This window comes from Umezawaea sp. Da 62-37, assembly GCF_032460545.1.
Taxonomy (GTDB): Bacteria; Actinomycetota; Actinomycetes; order Mycobacteriales; family Pseudonocardiaceae; genus Umezawaea.
The window spans coordinates 815,964-831,466 of record NZ_CP135965.1 but is presented as its reverse complement, the minus strand read 5'-3'; the positions used below and the strand labels follow the sequence as shown (position 1 = coordinate 831,466).

Below are 15,503 nucleotides of genomic sequence, written 5' to 3'. Positions count from 1 at the left end.
TTGTCCCTTCGGTCTTCAGACTGCTTGGAGTTGGAAGCGCTGGTTGTCGGCCCCGGTCACCGTCCACAGGGAGAACCGGGTGCCGTCGGCCGTCGACGCGCTCCACACGTCCAGCGCGAGGCCGCTGAGGCGGTTGACCAGGCTGACGACGCCACCGCCCTGGTCGACCACGCGCCAGTGCTGGCCCGTGGTGTCGGCGCTCGGCTGCTGGGTGATGTCCGCGCCGGTGCTCGCACTCGCGGCCTGGAGCACCAGTCCGCTGTGCCGGGCCCTGATCCGGTGGTGGCCGTCGCCCGCGTCGACGAAGTCGAACTGCTGGTTGAGCCCGCCGGTCTGCGGCCACTGCTGGAGCAGCGCTCCCGCCGCGGTGGACACGCCGCTGATGTCGGCGAGCTTGCCGCTGTGCCGCGCGACGAGCCGGTAGTACACCCCCGGCTGCACCACCGATCCCGAGCCCTGGCCTGTGGCGCGGTAGGTGTGTCCACCTTGGACACCGAACTCGACGACGTCGGACTCCGGCTTGGTGGGCTGGACCACCGCGCCGGTCGTCGTGTCGCGCACCTCGTGGGTCCCGGTGAACATCCGGCTCCTGACCCGCACGGAGCCGTCGTGGTCGGGTGTGACGGACAGGGTGGTGGCCGCGCCGCCGCTCCACACGGCCCCGACGGTGTGCCCACCGCGCCCGCGCAGGCCCGTCACGCTGCCCGCGCCCCAGGCCGGTGGCAGCGCGGGCAGCACGTGCAGCTCGCCGTTGTGGCTGTGCAGCAGCATTTCGGCGATCCCGGAAGTCGCGCCGAAGTTGCCGTCGATCTGGAACGGCGGGTGCAGGTCGAACATGTTGGGCGCGAGGCGGTCGGTCGTCACGAGGGAGCGCAGGAGGTCGTGCGCCCTGCCGCCCTCCTCCAACCGCGCCCAGTAGTTGATCTTCCAGGCGAGCGACCACCCGGTGCCCGCGTCGCCGCGCAGCTCCAGGGTCCGGCGGGCCGCGGTGTGCAGTTGCGGGGTGCCGCGCTTGGTGATCTGGTTGCTCGGGTGCAGGCCGTACAGGTGCGAGACGTGCCGGTGGTTCGGCTCGGTCTCGACCCAGTCGTACAGCCACTCCTGGACGTTGCCGCGCGAGCCGACCTTCATCGGGGCCAGCCGCTGCCGGGCCGCCCGCACCTGCGCGCGGAAGTCGGTGTCCACGCCCAGCACCTCGGACGCGTTCGCGCAGCCGTCGAACAGGTCGCGGAGGATCTGCATGTCCATCGTCGGCCCGGCGCACACGCTGGCGCCGCTGTGGTGGTTGAGCTCCGGCGAGTTCGACGGGTTCGTCACCAGGTGGCCGAGGGAGGGTTCGGTGACCAGCGTGTCGAGGAAGAACTGCGCCGACCCCTTGAGCGCCGGGTAGTACTTGCGCAGGAACTCGGCGTCGCCGGTGAACCGGTAGTGGTCCCAGATCATCGTCGACAGCCAGGCCCCGCCGGTCTGCCACATCCCCGCCGCGGCGAAGTCGACGACCGAGGACCCCCGCCAGGCGTCGGTGTTGTGGTGGGTCACCCAGCCGCGGGCGTTGTACTGCACCTGCGCGGTGCGGGCTCCGGTGACCGCGAGGTCGTCGACCATGCGGAACACCGGCTGGAAGCACTCGGCCAGGTTGGTGGTGTCCGCCGGCCAGTAGTTCATCGGCAGGTTGGCGTTCAGGGTGTACTTCGAGTCCCACGACGGGGCCATCTGGTCGTTCCAGATGCCCTGGAGGTTCGCGGGCTGCGTGCCCGCGCGGGACGAGGAGATCAGCAGGTACCGGCCGTACTGGAACAGCAGCGCGGAGAACTGGGGGTCGGAGGTGCTCGCGTGCCGGGAGATCCGGACGTCGGTCGGCTGGTCGGCCGCCGACGTGCGCCCGACGTCGAGGGCGACGCGCCCGAACAACGCCTGGTAGTCGGCCACGTGGCGAGCCCGCAGGGCGTCGGCGGAGAAGGCCTGCGCGGCGGCCAACCGGCCGCGGGCGATGCCCTGGTGGTCGCCGTTGACCGTGCGGTAGTCGACGTAGCTGGTGCCGATGGAGATCAGCAGCGTCACGGCGTTGGCGCCCGCCACGCGCAGCGTGCCGCCGGAACCGGAGGTGGAGCCGCCCTCCGCCACGACCCTGGCCAGCGCGAGGAACCGGACCGTGCCCGCGATGCCGCGCTGGTCGCCCGAGATCCCCTCCAGCGCGATCGTCGTGCTGTCGGGGCTGGACGTCGTCGCGCGCTGCGGTGTGCCGAACGCGGCGGTGAACGAGATCGAGCCCGCCGTCTCCGCGGTCAGGCGCACCACGATCACCTGGTCCGGCGCGCTCGCGAAGACCTCACGCCGGTGGCGCACTCCGTTCGCCGTGTAGGTCGTGACCATCGTCGCCGTCGTGAGGTCCAGCCACCGCTGGTAGTCGGACGCGCTCGCGGACGGCAGCGCCAGCTTCAGGTCGCCGACGGGCTGGTAGGCCAGCTGTCCGGCCGGGCTGCCGAGCATCGCCTGGTCGATCAGCGACTGCGCCTGCGTCCACTGGTTGGCGAAGACCAGCTGCCGGATCTGGTTCAGCGCGGCCGCGCCCCTGGTGTTGCTGTAGTCGTGGGGACCGCCCGCCCAGACCGTGTCCTCGTTGAGTTGCAGGCGTTCGGTGTCGGTGTTGCCGAACACCATCGCGCCCAGCCTGCCGTTGCCCACCGGCAGCGCGCGCAGCCAGTCCGAGCCCGCAGGCCGGTCGTACCAGAGCGCGAGGTCGCCGGCCGCTCGGACTTCCACTGGTGCGGCGGAGGCGGCGCGGGCCGTCGCCGTCCACCCCGCGCTCGTGAGCACGACGCCCGCGCCCAGTTTCGCGAGCTGACGGCGGGTCAGGTCGCCCATGTCGGTCCTCCAAGTCGGTGTCGCGGGTGAACCGGTGACGGCCGGCGGATCACGCCGCGCGGCAGGTGGGGGACGGCGCGGAGTTGGTGCTGCCGGAGGTGCCCACGAAACCGAAGGTGGTGCTGGAACCGGCGGCGATCGAGCCGTTGTGGTCGGCGTTCCTCGCGCTCACCGCGCCGCCGCTGGTGGTGACCACGGCGTTCCAGGAGGAGCTGACGGACTGGCCGTTGACGAAGCTCCAGGTGACCGTCCACCCGGTGACCGGTGTCGACCCGGCGCTGACCTCGACCTCGGCCTGGAACCCGCCCTGCCACTGCCCGGTCACCCGGTAGGCGGCGGTGCAGCCGGTCGGCTGGGGGTCGGTCGTCGTGGTGGTGGTGGTGGTCGGGCCGCCGGTGCCGAACGCCGCGCTCATGGCGTTGTAGGCGGGTTTGGGCTGGAGGTTGTTGTCGAAGGGCAGTGCCGCGCCCTCGCCGGGGAACACGCCGGGGATCCACGAGTGGTTGTCGCTGAGCCCCCACGTCGTGATGCCGACGCACCGGGTCACGGCGAGGCAGGCGTTGACGACCTTGGTGTAGTCCTGCGCCTGCTGGGCCAGTTTCGAGCTGTCGGACGGGGTCTTCATCCGGATGTCCAGCTCGGTGACGGCGACGTCGACGCCGAGGTCCGCCAAGCGTTGGATGTTCTGCTGCATGGTCGACGGCACCTGGCCGACGACCAGGTGCGCTTGGAGCCCCACGCCGTCGATGGGCACGCCCTGCTGCTTGAAGGCCTTGACCATGTTGTAGACGCCGTCGCTCTTCGCGCCGACCCCGTCGGTGTTGTAGTCGTTGTAGTACAGCTTCGCCGTCGGGTCGGCGGCGCGGGCCGCGCGGAACGCGTCGGCGATGAAGCCGTCGCCGAGCTTCTGCTGCCAGAACGACTGCCGCCGGGTCCCGTTCTCGGCGAACGCCTCGTTGACCACGTCCCAGGCGAACACCTTGCCCTTGTAGTGGCCCATCACGGTGGTGATGTGGTTGACCATCGCCGAGCGCAGTTCGGTGGCCGACAGGTTCGAGGCCCAGGTCGGGGTCTGGTTGTGCCAGACCAGGGTGTGCCCCCGGACCTTCTGCCCCGCGGCGACGGCGCCCGCGACGACCTGGTCGCCGCGGGCGAACGCGAAGGTGCCGCGGTTCGGTTCGGTGGCGTCCCACTTCATCTCGTTGCCGGGTGTCACGACACCCGCCTCCCGCGCGCTGAGCGAGCGGTAGCCGGCGTCGTTGAAGTCCCCGGCGGTCATCGCGTTGCCGAAGTAGCGCCCCTTGGCCGCGGCCAGGTCGCGCAAGGGCGTCGCCGCCGAGGCGGGCGGGGCGAGGACGACGGTCAACGCGACGACGGACACCGCGGCTGCCACCGCCGCCCCGATCCTGCTGCTGGTGCTGATCACTGCGTCTCCAAGTGGTGGGCGGGGTGTGGAGTCCGCGGCGGTGCTGTCGTCGACGCGGGTGGTCCGGGAGCCGAACGACGCCGCCCGCCGGGATCCGGGCGTTGCCGACGCCCGGTCGCGGACGTGTCCGCGCGGTCCGACCGGACTTGCGCCCGGTCCGTCCCCTGGGGACTCGCGCGCGGCAACCGGTGCTCGGCTCGGGCACCGGGCGTCCGCTGAAGGGCCTCTCAGGTGGCCGTGCAGCTCAAGGTCGGCGTGGTGCCCGGCGGGCCGGACGCGGTGAAGCCGAACGTCGTCGTGGAGGCGGGTGCGACGACGCCGTTGTGGTCGGCGTTGGCGACGGTGGCCGTGCCGCCGCTGGTGGTCAGGGCGCCGTTCCACACCTGGGTGATGGCCTGGCCGCTCGACGGGGTCCAGGACACCCGCCACCCCTTCGTAGCCGCGGAACCGTTGTTGGCGACGGTCACGTCGGCCTGGAAGCCGCCCTCCCAGCTGTTGGTCACCTGGTAGGTCGCGGCGCACCCGGTGCCGGGCTGCGGAGTGGTCGTCGTGGTGGTCGTGGTGGTCGTCGGATCGGGGTCCTGGGAACCGGTGATGCGGTAGGTCACCAAGGATCGGGCCGGCACCGCGGCGGTGAACGTCCCGCCGTTGACCGCGGTCGACGACTGCTGGGTCATGCTGTTGGAGTTGTTCGTGACGTACGGGGTGGCGGTGCCGGTCGTGATGCCGGTGCCGCGCAGGCTGAACGACGTCGACTGGGCGCCGGTTCCCGCGTTGAGCGCGACGACGACCACGGAGCCGTCGGTGTTGCGGTAGGCCGAGAGCTTCAGGTTCGCGTCGGGCGTGGAGGCGCCGATGCGGTTGGCGCCGGGGCGGATGTAGCGGCTGTACTGGGCCATCGCCCACAAGCGCTTGGAGGCGGTGTAGTTGGCGCCGTTGCCCTGGATGAACGCGCGGGTGTTGTTGGTGGACACGCCGTACCAGTAGACGTAGCCGTTGACGTTGCCCGCGGTCAGCGCGGTGTGCAGCGAGCTTGCGACGGTGAACCCGTCGATGCCGCTGCCGTCGTCCCAGTTGGTGTTCCACGAATTCGAGCTGCCGCCGGGCGACCACTCCGACATCCAGGTGCGCTTCCCGCCCACCGACAGCGGCGAGGTGGGCGCGCTGCTGTAGTGGTGGCCGGTGTGGGTGGTGACGTACCCGGCGGCCTGGGAGTCGGCGAGCAACGCGGAGGCGTAACCGCGCTGGTCGTTCCAGCCGACGGGGTCGCAGCAGGCGAGCTTGATCCCGGCCTGCGCCGCCAGGGGGCCGATGATCCTGGTGAACTCGGCGGCCTGGGCCGGGGTGAACCGCATGGAGGAGTAGTCGGTGGTGTAGTTGGGTTCGTTGGTGAACCCGAGGTCGGTGATCGGGATGCCCTCCTGCGCGTAGTACCTGGTGTACTGGAGGAGGTATTCGGCGTAGGCCCGCCGCCAGTCGCCGCTGGAGCAGGACGCGCCCTGCAACCCGCACAGGGTGCCGCCGCCGGCTTCGCTGTTGTTCGTCTTCATGTACCCCGGAGCGCTCCAGGCGTTGGCGTAGAACCGGTTCACCCCGTAGGACTGCGCCTTCTTGGACAGCCACACCTGGCCGTCGTCGTCGCCGTTCCACACGTAGCGCGGCGAGGCGTTCGGGCCTCCGGGGTTCGTGGGCTGGATCGAGCTGCCGGTGGAGCTGATGCCGTTGCGCAGGATGCTCATCCCCGCGCCCGTGGTGCGGCTGAACAGCAGGTCTAGCACCTGCTGCTGGTTGGTGGCCGACATGGACCGGATGACGCTGGTGCGGCCGAACGCCTCGGAGAAGCCGAAACCGTCGATGGGCTGCAACACGGTGCCGCCGTCGATGGTGGCCGTCGTCGCCGCGCTCGCGGACGCGTGGCCGAAGACGACGGCCGAGGTGACGGCGACGGCCGCGAGCGCCATCGCCGACCAGCGTCCGGGGGAACGGGACATGGGAGCCTCTTTCGAGAACGGCGGAGTCGATTCGTGCGAATGGCGTGGTTCGTCGAATGCGTTCGGCTTCGGCGCGGAAGTCGGATGCGCCGTCGTTCCGACGCCCGGATTCCGAATCCGGTCGAAAGCTGTTCTCCGCTTGGCGGGGACGGCAGTGGTCGTGCGGGGCTTGCCCTTCGGAAAAGGTAGCGAGTCCCGGAGTGGTCGGTCAAAGCTAAATAAATCGACGCTGATTTAGCCGAAGTGCCCAAGCTGATGGACAAAGCGGTGGATTACCGCATCGGGCGCGCGATTGCGCGTCGGCCGGGATCCCGTCCTCGAAGAACGGGGTCCCGGCCGACAGTCCTAACGCCTGGCGCCTGCTTCGCGGCCCGGCCTCACCCAGGGTCATTGCGTTGTGGGGTAGGTGCTGGTGACGGCGGTGATCAGGTCGTGTGATCGGCGGTTGGCGCGTCGGAGGGCGCGGGCGATGTTGGTGTCGCCGTTGGTGCGGTGCCAGCCGATCGCGGTGTTGCGCAGGGTCGCGATGACGGCGGGGCCGGTGCCTGTCCGGGCCTGATGTGCGTCTTCACGGAACGTGACGTCGCGGACGTGGTGGATCTGGTTCTCGATGAGCCATTCGCGGCGGATCCAGTCCTGCAGATCAGAAGGCAGGGCGTCGCCGGTGGGCAGGGACACGGTGAAGTAGGCCGTTTCGCGGGTGGTCTTCGCGTTGGTGGTGCGGCTGCGGGTGATCCGGATGGCCTGTTCGGCGTGGGGGAACAGGATGCCGCCGGGGATGTGCGGGGTGACGGCTTTGACGGTGCGGGTCTCGCGGCGTCCGTGACCACGGTCGCGGGTGCGGTCCCCGGCTGGGATCTGGGGCCAGGGCAGGGATTTAAGTTGGGCGAACAACTTCGGTTGGTTGCCCTTGACCGCGGTTATCAGGTGGGCTCCGTAGGCGGCGACCTGCTGGGCGTGGCCGGTTTGGGTGTGCAGGGCGTCGGCGACGAACACTGTGTCCGTCAGGGTGCCCATGACCTTGTGGACGGCGTCGAGAAGTGGTGTGAACGCGGGGATCTCGTTCGATTTCGCGTCCACGGTGACCTGGGCCAGGACGATGCCGGTGCCGGTGTCCAGTGCGGAGAGCAGATGGACCTGGCGGCCGTCGTCGAGGCGGGCGCCGCGCAGGGTCTTGCCGTCCACGGCGATGACATGGCGGTATCGGCGTGGTCGGGTCGGTGATGATTGCCGAGCGCGGGTGGTGAGCCAACCGGCGAGGACGGCGGCCAGCAGGTCGGCGTCGAGGCGGGTCAGCAGCCGCCACATCGTTGTGCCGGCGGGGATGCGCTCGAAGCCGAGCCTGCGACGGGCATGACCGTCGAGATCGTGTATCCAGTCGGTGATCGCCGCGAATGACGACGCTCCGGCCAGGACCGCGCAGACCGCGACCGTGAGCAGCGCGGACAACGGGTAACGGATCCCGCGCGGGTCACGCGGATCCGGGACCTTCGCCAAGGCGTCCAGCAGACCGCCATGCTCACCATCGGTGACAGGCGGCGGTGAGCCGCCGGCGGAGGGTGTCGTGACGGTCAGTGCGGTGATGAGAGATGATGGCATCGGCGGGTGGGGTCTTCCTCGGAGTCGTGAAGCGTCGCAACTCCATGATCACCGACGCGATCTCACCCGCCGCCTTCGCCTTCACAAAGGCTCCTTACCCCCGCAGACCTCCAGCTCAGCGCCATTGCCGCCTGACTACGCAATCGCCCTGCGGCCTCACCCCAGGTGCCTGGCGAAGAACCGGTTCGCGTCCTCCCCGGCGAACGGCGGGACGCCGGTGTGCCCACCCATGTTGGCCTGCAACGTCTTCTCCTTGGAGCCGAAGGCGTCGAACAGGTCCAGTGCCACCTGCCGGTCGTTGCCCTCGTCGTCCCACTGGAGCAGGACGTGCAGCGGAATGGTGACCTGCCGGGCTTCCTCGAAGATGGCGCGGGGCACGTAGCTCCCGGCGAACAGGCCCGCGGCCACGATGCGCGGTTCGACCACCGCCAGCCGGACGCCGATGGAGATCACCCCTCCGGAGAACCCGACCGGGCCGCGGATCCCCGGCAGCGCGAGGAGGGCGTCCAGGGCGGCCCGCCACTCCGGGACCGCCTGGTCGACCAGCGGGAGGACGAGCCGGTCGACGATGTCGTCGCCTACCGGCTCGCCTGCCTCCAGCGCGCGGCGCAGGTCGGCGCGGGCCTGGTCGGCGACGGCGGAACGGGGGCGGTCACCCGCCCCCGGGAATTCGATGGTGGCGGCGGCGTAGCCCTCCGCCGCGGCGTGCCGGGCACGGGCGGCCAGTCGGGGGCGCATCCTGTCCAGCCCGCCGGGGTGGCCCATCAGGATCAGGGGCACCGGGCCGGGCGCGGATCCGGGGGTCCACAGGACGCCGGGGATGTCGCCGAAGGTGAACGGGCGTTCGACGACACCGTCGTCGAAGCGCTGTTCGGAGGTGAAGTGCATGGTCTTGCCTTTCGGGAGTGCTCGCGAACGGCGCTCCCGGACGATCTACCGCCCGACCACGACCCCGGAAGGGAGCACCCATGTCGATACGACGTTCACGGGTACCACCTCCTCTGCCTCCAGCACGGTCGCGGGAAAGCTAGCAGTGGCCGCCGTGGTCGGCAAACGGGTTTTCCCGGCACGACGTGGTCGATGCCGCGGGGACGCCACCGACTACCCGCTGAGCTGGGCGAGGTTGCGCACGAGCGTGTCGAGGAGCTTGTCGTCGGCGGGCCAGGGGAAGTCGTGCAGGGTCGCCCGCGTGCCGACGTAGCCGTGCAGCGCGAGCCAGAGCGCGGTGGCGTCGGTCTCCGGGTCCTCGCTGCGGGAACGGCCGGCGGCCACGCAGTCGCGGATGCCGTCGAGCAGGAACGCGAACGCGTCGGCCCCGGTCATCGTGCCCATGTCCTTGTCGACCTGGTCCCGCCGGTCGGCCGGGGGCACGGCGAACAGCACGCGGTACTGGTTGGGCTGCTGGAGACCGAAGTCGACGTAGGCCCTGATCGCGGTGCGCAGGCGGACGACCGGGTCGGTGACGCCGTCGACGGCGTGGTGGAGGTGGGTGGTCAACGCGTGGAAGGTGTTGTCCACGACGGCTTGCAGGACGTCGTTCAGGTCGGCGAAGTGGGCGTAGATCGACGGGGCCGTGATGCCCGCGCTCCTGGCCACGGCGCGCAGGGTGACGCCGTCGACGCCCGACTCCTCGAGCAGGCGGGCGGCCGCGCGGACGATCTCCTCGCGCAGGTGACCGCCTTGCCCCCGGCGGTTGGGGGCGCGGCGTGCGGCGTGCGGCACGGGACTCCTCTTCGCTGTCGACGTCGGTCCGAAGACCGTAGCAGGTGGCAAAACGCCTGTAACTCGAACTGACGTATATGAGGGTTTACAGCTGTTTAGTGATGATGTACGTTCTGTCTTGGGTAAACGGTTGTTTCCCGATCGGACAGGTGAGGAGATCATCATGAGGTACGTGGCGCAGGCGGTCCTGGACGCTCCGGTGGAGCGCGTCGACCTGGCGGAATGGCTCTTCACCCTGACGGACGCCGAGTACCAGGCGTCCGCGCGCGGGCACCACGCGGCGGGTGTGACGGTCGACGACCGGGGGCGCGGCACGGTCAACGTCGAGTCGGTGGGCGGGAACCTGCTGGTCCAGCACTACCGCGCCGTGCGCGCGGACCCGGCGTTCGTCGAGATGTACTCGCCCACCAGCCGTGCCTACCTGTACCACCTCGTCCCGGTCGTCTGCCGGGTCAGGTGGATCCTGGAGGCCGAGCCCGCGGACGAGCGGTCGTCGGTGTTCTCCTGCACGGTGGACGTCGAACTGCCGCCGTTGTTGCGCCTGCTGGCCAGGGTGACCGCGATGCCCTTCTTCCTGCGCAAGCACCTCGTGGAGGAGACCGCGGGGTTCGCCGCCGACATCAACCGCAAGCTCGCGCTCGCCCGCGCGGCGTGAACTCCCGCGGCATCGGCTGATCGGATCCCCAGCCCGGAATTCCACCGGGTTTCCCGGCCCGCCCGCGATTCGTGACGGGCTAATTCTTAGCAAGATCGAGGCGTGTGCGGCGATGTGGCAGGAATCTGACACCTGCCAGGAGTTGCAGGCCACCGTCGGTAGAGTCGTCCGCGACCGGTGAACACATCGGTCTGCGTCGTCGAATCGATCGAACGCGGTGGAGCCATCCCATTCCACGGGCCTTCATCGCGATCTCCTGCACGCTCGCGAGCGGACGGCTGATCGCCGTCGTCGAGGACTTCCAGGGCGTTTCGGCGCGGCAGGCCGCTGTGACTCGAACGATTCCCGTTCGCGTGGTGGCCGACAAGTCGAATCGATTCGCCATTCCGCCCCGTCCTGCTCCGGGAGCACTCCGGGGACCAAGCCGGGCGAGCGTCCGCGGGCCGACACCGACCCGTCCCACCACGGCGAGCCGCGCACCGCGCGACGAGACCGAAGGTGTGAACGCATGAGAAGACGACTCGAAGCGGCCCTGTCCGCCGTCCTCCTGATCGTGGCCGCGACGGTGGCCGTCTCGGCGGCCACCGCGCCGCCCGCCTCGGCGCACACGGTCAACCCGGCCGACTTCCAACAGGTCGAACTGGCCAAGGGCGTCGCCGAGATGGGCGAGCCGATGTCGATGGCCGTCCTGCCCGACCGCTCGGTGCTGCACACCTCCCGCAACGGCACGCTGCGCCGCACCACGGCGGCCGGGACCACCAGCGTGATCGGCACCCTCCCCGTCTACACCCACGACGAGGAGGGGCTGCAGGGTGTCGCGGCCGATCCCGGCTTCGCCACCAACCGGCAGATCTTCCTGTACTACGCGCCACCGCTGTCGACGCCGAGCGGCGACGCGCCGTCCAGCGGGACGAACTTCTCCGCGTGGAACGGCGTCAACCGGCTCGCCCGGTTCACCCTCAACTCGGACTTCACGCTGAACACGTCCAGCCAGGTGACGGTGCTCGACGTGCCGACCAGCCGGGGGATGTGCTGCCACGTCGGCGGTGACATCGACTTCGACGCGGCGGGCAACCTCTACCTGTCCACGGGCGACGACTCCAACCCGTTCGAGTCCGACGGCTACGCCCCGCTCGACGAGCGCAGCGGGCGCAACCCCGTGTACGACTCGCAGCGCAGCGCGGGCAACACCAACGACCTGCGCGGCAAGGTGCTGCGCATCAAGGTGGGCACCGACGGGTCCTACTCGATCCCGGCCGGCAACCTGTTCGCGCCCGGAACCGCCCGCACGCGGCCCGAGATCTACGTGATGGGCCTGCGCAACCCGTTCCGGTTCAACGTGGACAAGGCCACCGGCGCGATCTACCTCGGCGACTACGGCCCCGACGCGGGCTCGACCACCTCGACCCGCGGACCCGCCGGACAGGTGGAGTTCAACCGGATCACCTCGGCGGGCAACATGGGATGGCCCTACTGCACCGGGTCGAACACCACCAACGAGACCTACGTGGACTTCACGTTCCCGTCCGGGCCGTCCGGCAGCCGGTTCAACTGCGCCGCGCCGGTCAACAACTCGCCGAACAACACCGGCCTGACGAACCTGCCCGCCGCGCGCCCGGCGTGGATCAAGTACGACAACTGCTCCCTCGCCGCGTTCGGCTGCGGGTCGGAGTCCCCGATGAGCGCGCCGGTCTACCGCTACGACTCGACGAACCCGTCCACCGTCAAGTTCCCGGCCTCGCTGGACGGGCACGTGTTCGCCACCGAGTTCGGCCGCCGGTGGATCAAGACCATCGACGTCGGCTCCGACGGCTCCGTCGGCGAGATCGGCGACTTCCCCTGGCGCGGCACCCAGGTCATGGACGCGGCCTTCGGTCCGGACGGCGCGCTCTACGTGCTCGACTACGGCACCGGCTGGGGCAACGGCGACGCCAGTTCCGCGCTGTACCGCATCGAGTACATCGGGAGCGGCAACCGCGCGCCCACCGCGACCGCGTCCGTCGACCGCACGTCCGGCAGCGCGCCGCTGACCGTGGCGTTCTCCTCGGCCGGGTCGGCGGACCCCGAAGGCACCGCGCTGGGCTACGCGTGGAACTTCGGTGACGGCGGCACGTCCACGACGGCCAACCCGAGCCACACGTTCACCGCCAACGGCCAGTACACCGCCACGCTCACGGTGACGGACGGAGCAGGCCTCACCGGCAGCACCAACGTGATCATCACCGTCGGCAACAACGCGCCCGTGGTCACGTTGAGCACACCGCCCAACGGGGGCCTGTTCGCCTTCGGTGACACCATCCCGTACACGATCGCGGTCACCGACGTCGAGGACGGCGCGATCGACTGCGCGAAGGTGAAGCTGTCCTACCTCCTCGGCCACGACAGCCACGCCCACCTGATCACCTCGCGCACCGGCTGCTCGGGCACGCTCCAGATCCCGGTCGACGGCGAGCACGACTCGGCGGCGAACCTCTACGCCGTCTTCGACGCCGAGTACACCGACCAGGGCGCGAACGGCGTGCCGGCCGCGACGACCCACACCCAGAACATCCTCCAGCCGCGCCGCCGCCAGGCCGAGCACTACTCGACGCAGTCGGGCACCGGCCTGTTCGACAAGTCGCCCGCGGAGGGCGGCCGCACGGTCGGCGACATCCACAACGGCGACTGGATCGCGTTCCAGCCCTACAACCTGACCGGCGCGAACCGGTTCACCGCACGGGTTTCCTCCGCCGGTGCGGGTGGCACGATCACCGTGCGCACGGGATCGCCGACCGGCACCGCTCTGGGCACGGCCACCGCGCCGGTGACCGGCGGGTGGGAGACGTTCACCGAGGTCTCCGCCGCGCTGAGCTCGGTGCCGACCACGACCGGCACGGTGTACCTGACGTTCTCGGGCAGCGGGACGGGCTACCTGTTCGACCTCGACGCGTTCACCTTCGGCTCGTCCACCGGCTCCCGCACCGGACCGATCACGGGGTCGGGCGGCAAGTGCGTCGACGTCAACGGCGCCGGTTCCGCCGACGGGACCAAGGTCCAGCAGTGGACGTGCAACAGCGGCGCGAACCAGCAGTGGACGGTCGACGGCTCCACCGTGCGGTCGCTGGGCAAGTGCCTGGACACCGCGGGCGGGGCCACCGCGGACGCGACCGCCGTGCAGCTGTGGACGTGCAACGGGGCCACGAGCCAGAACTGGACCGCCGGTGCCAACGGTTCCGTGGTCAACACGAAGTCGGGCAAGTGCCTCGACGCCAACGGCGCCGGCACGGCCGACGGTACCCAGCTGATCATCTGGACCTGCCACGGCGCCACGAACCAGCGCTGGACGCTGCCCTGACCGCCCGTCGAACACCTCCCCCGAGGAGTACGAGATGAAGCACCCGATTTTCCGGAGGGCGCTCGGCATCGCCGCGGCGGCGCTCGTCGCGGTCGGCGCGGCGCCGACCGCGATGGCCGCGGACGCGCCGTACGACGTGCTGGTGTTCTCCAAGACCGCGGCTTTCCGGCACGACGCGATCCCGATCGGCATCCAGACGATCCGTGAACTCGGTGCGGCCAACGGCTTCACCGTGACCGCCACCGAGGACTCGACCCAGTTCACCGCGTCCACCCTCGCCCGCTACGAGGCGGTGGTGTTCCTCAACACCACCGGTGACGTGCTCGACGCCAACCAGCAGTCGGCGTTCGAGTCCTACATCCGGGGCGGCGGCGGGTACGTCGGCGTCCACTCGGCCGCCGACACCGAGTACGACTGGCCGTTCTACGGGGACCTGGTCGGCGCCTGGTTCGCCCAGCACCCGGCCATCCAGCAGGCCACCGTCCGGGTGGAGAACCGGGCGCACGCCGCCACCTCGGGTCTCGCACCGGCCCTGGTCCGCACCGACGAGTGGTACGACTACCGCACCAACCCGCGCTCCACCGCCCGTGTGCTGTCCACTTTGGACGAGTCGACGTACTCCGGCGGCAGGATGGGCGCCGACCACCCGCACACCTGGTGCAAGACGCTCAGCAGCGGGCGCTCCTTCTACACCGGCAGCGGGCACACGCAGGCCAGCTACGCCGAGCCCGGCTTCCGCGCTCTGCTCTTGGGCGGCATCCGGTACGCGGGAAACCGCACGAAGGCCGACTGCCGTCCCGAGACCGGCTACACCACCCTCTTCAACGGGTCGACGACCGGCTGGTCGCAGACCGGTGGGGGCGGTTTCGCCAACAACGACGCCACCCTCACCTCGTTCGACGGCCCCGGCATGTTGTGGCACAGCGCCAGGGAGTTCGGCTCCTACTCCCTCAAGCTGGACTGGCGGATGCCGGGGGACGACGACTCCGGCGTGGTGATCGGGTTCCCGGCGGGCAGCAGCGCGGATTCGGCCCTGGCCAACGGCTACGAGGTGCAGATCGACGCGACCGACAGCGCCGACCGCACCACCGGGGCGGTCAACGGGGTCAAGGCGCCCGACACCACGGCCAGGGACGCGGCGCTGAACCCGCCGGGGGAGTGGAACACCTTCGAGCTGCTCGTCGAAGGCGAACGGCTCCGGGTGTTCCTCAACGGCGTGGTGGTCAACGACTTCACCAACACCGATCCCGCCCGGTCGTTGACCTCCGGACACATCGCCATCCAGAACCACGGCACGGGCGACGACGTGTCGTTCCGCAACATCCGGATCAGGGAACTGGGCGGGACCACTCCGCGCACCGGCGCGATCACCAGCGCCACGGGCAAGTGCGCGGACGTGAGCGGCTCCAGTTCCACCGACGGCGCGAAGATCCAGCTGTGGAGCTGCCACGGCGGCACCAACCAGAGGTGGACGGTCAACGGGAGCACGCTGCGCTCCCTCGACAAGTGCATGGGCGTGGCCGGTGGCAGCACCGCCAACGGCACCCAGGTGCAGCTCGCGACGTGCAACGGCTCCGGCGGCCAGAACTGGGCCACCGGGACCAACGGGTCGCTGGTCAACTCCCAGTCGGGCAAGTGCCTGGACGCCAACGGCGCGGGCACGGCCGACGGGACGCAGCTGATCATCTGGACGTGCCACGGCGGCACGAACCAGCGCTGGGCCCTGCCGTGAGGACCGCCCGGCCGTCCGCGTCCACGACGCGGACGGCCGGGCTGTCGCGACAGCGGAGCACCCGCCCTCCTGGCTCTTCCAGCGTATTCGCAGCGACCTCGAACCGGGTTGTGGGAACGTCAGCGCGGTGATCCGGCGGGCGGACGATCTCGTCCGCCCGCCCAGCCGCGTTCCAGGTC

Annotated in this window: 9 protein-coding genes; 3 read left to right on the top strand and 6 right to left on the bottom strand. The window is 70.3% G+C overall.

The genetic code is table 11. From position 1 onward, the window contains the following. Nucleotides 1-15: 15 nt before the first annotated feature. The 6 genes from RM788_RS03515 to RM788_RS03490 form a co-directional block, all read right to left on the bottom strand. Nucleotides 16-2,865 (bottom strand): glycosyl hydrolase family 95 catalytic domain-containing protein, encoded by a 2,850-nt coding sequence (locus RM788_RS03515; RefSeq protein ID WP_315930028.1) that lies wholly within the window; start codon nucleotides 2,863-2,865, stop codon nucleotides 16-18. 49 nt (nucleotides 2,866-2,914) lie between these two features. Continuing rightward, complete coding sequence (locus RM788_RS03510; protein WP_315930027.1) at nucleotides 2,915-4,291, bottom strand: glycoside hydrolase family 10 protein; 1,377 nt, start codon at nucleotides 4,289-4,291, stop codon at nucleotides 2,915-2,917. Nucleotides 4,292-4,518: 227 nt separating this feature from the next. Further along, nucleotides 4,519-6,282 carry a cellulose binding domain-containing protein gene (locus RM788_RS03505; protein ID WP_315930026.1) on the bottom strand — a complete coding sequence of 588 codons (1,764 nt, stop codon included), beginning with the start codon at nucleotides 6,280-6,282 and terminating at the stop codon, nucleotides 4,519-4,521. Between the two features lie 387 nt (nucleotides 6,283-6,669). After that, nucleotides 6,670-7,881 (bottom strand): ISAs1 family transposase, encoded by a 1,212-nt coding sequence (locus RM788_RS03500; RefSeq protein WP_315924185.1) that lies wholly within the window; start codon nucleotides 7,879-7,881, stop codon nucleotides 6,670-6,672. 156 nt (nucleotides 7,882-8,037) lie between these two features. After that, the gene (locus RM788_RS03495; RefSeq protein ID WP_315930025.1) at nucleotides 8,038-8,769 is read right to left on the bottom strand and encodes an alpha/beta hydrolase; all 732 of its coding nucleotides are present in this window, start codon (nucleotides 8,767-8,769) and stop codon (nucleotides 8,038-8,040) included. A 213-nt stretch (nucleotides 8,770-8,982) separates the two neighbouring features. Continuing rightward, entirely contained in the window at nucleotides 8,983-9,603 is a 621-nt protein-coding gene (locus RM788_RS03490; RefSeq protein ID WP_315930024.1) for a TetR/AcrR family transcriptional regulator, read from the bottom strand. A gap of 163 nt (nucleotides 9,604-9,766) precedes the next feature. On the opposite strand from RM788_RS03490, the gene RM788_RS03485 reads away from it, so the two are divergent. From RM788_RS03485 to RM788_RS03475, 3 genes are all read left to right on the top strand, one after another. Beyond that, nucleotides 9,767-10,258 (top strand): hypothetical protein, encoded by a 492-nt coding sequence (locus RM788_RS03485; protein WP_315930023.1) that lies wholly within the window; start codon nucleotides 9,767-9,769, stop codon nucleotides 10,256-10,258. A gap of 508 nt (nucleotides 10,259-10,766) precedes the next feature. Then, on the top strand, nucleotides 10,767-13,592 hold the full coding sequence (locus RM788_RS03480; RefSeq protein ID WP_315930022.1) for a PQQ-dependent sugar dehydrogenase: 2,826 nt from the start codon (nucleotides 10,767-10,769) through the stop codon (nucleotides 13,590-13,592). 34 nt (nucleotides 13,593-13,626) lie between these two features. After that, on the top strand, nucleotides 13,627-15,324 hold the full coding sequence (locus tag RM788_RS03475) for a ThuA domain-containing protein (protein WP_399343021.1): 1,698 nt from the start codon (nucleotides 13,627-13,629) through the stop codon (nucleotides 15,322-15,324). Nucleotides 15,325-15,503 lie beyond the last annotated feature (179 nt).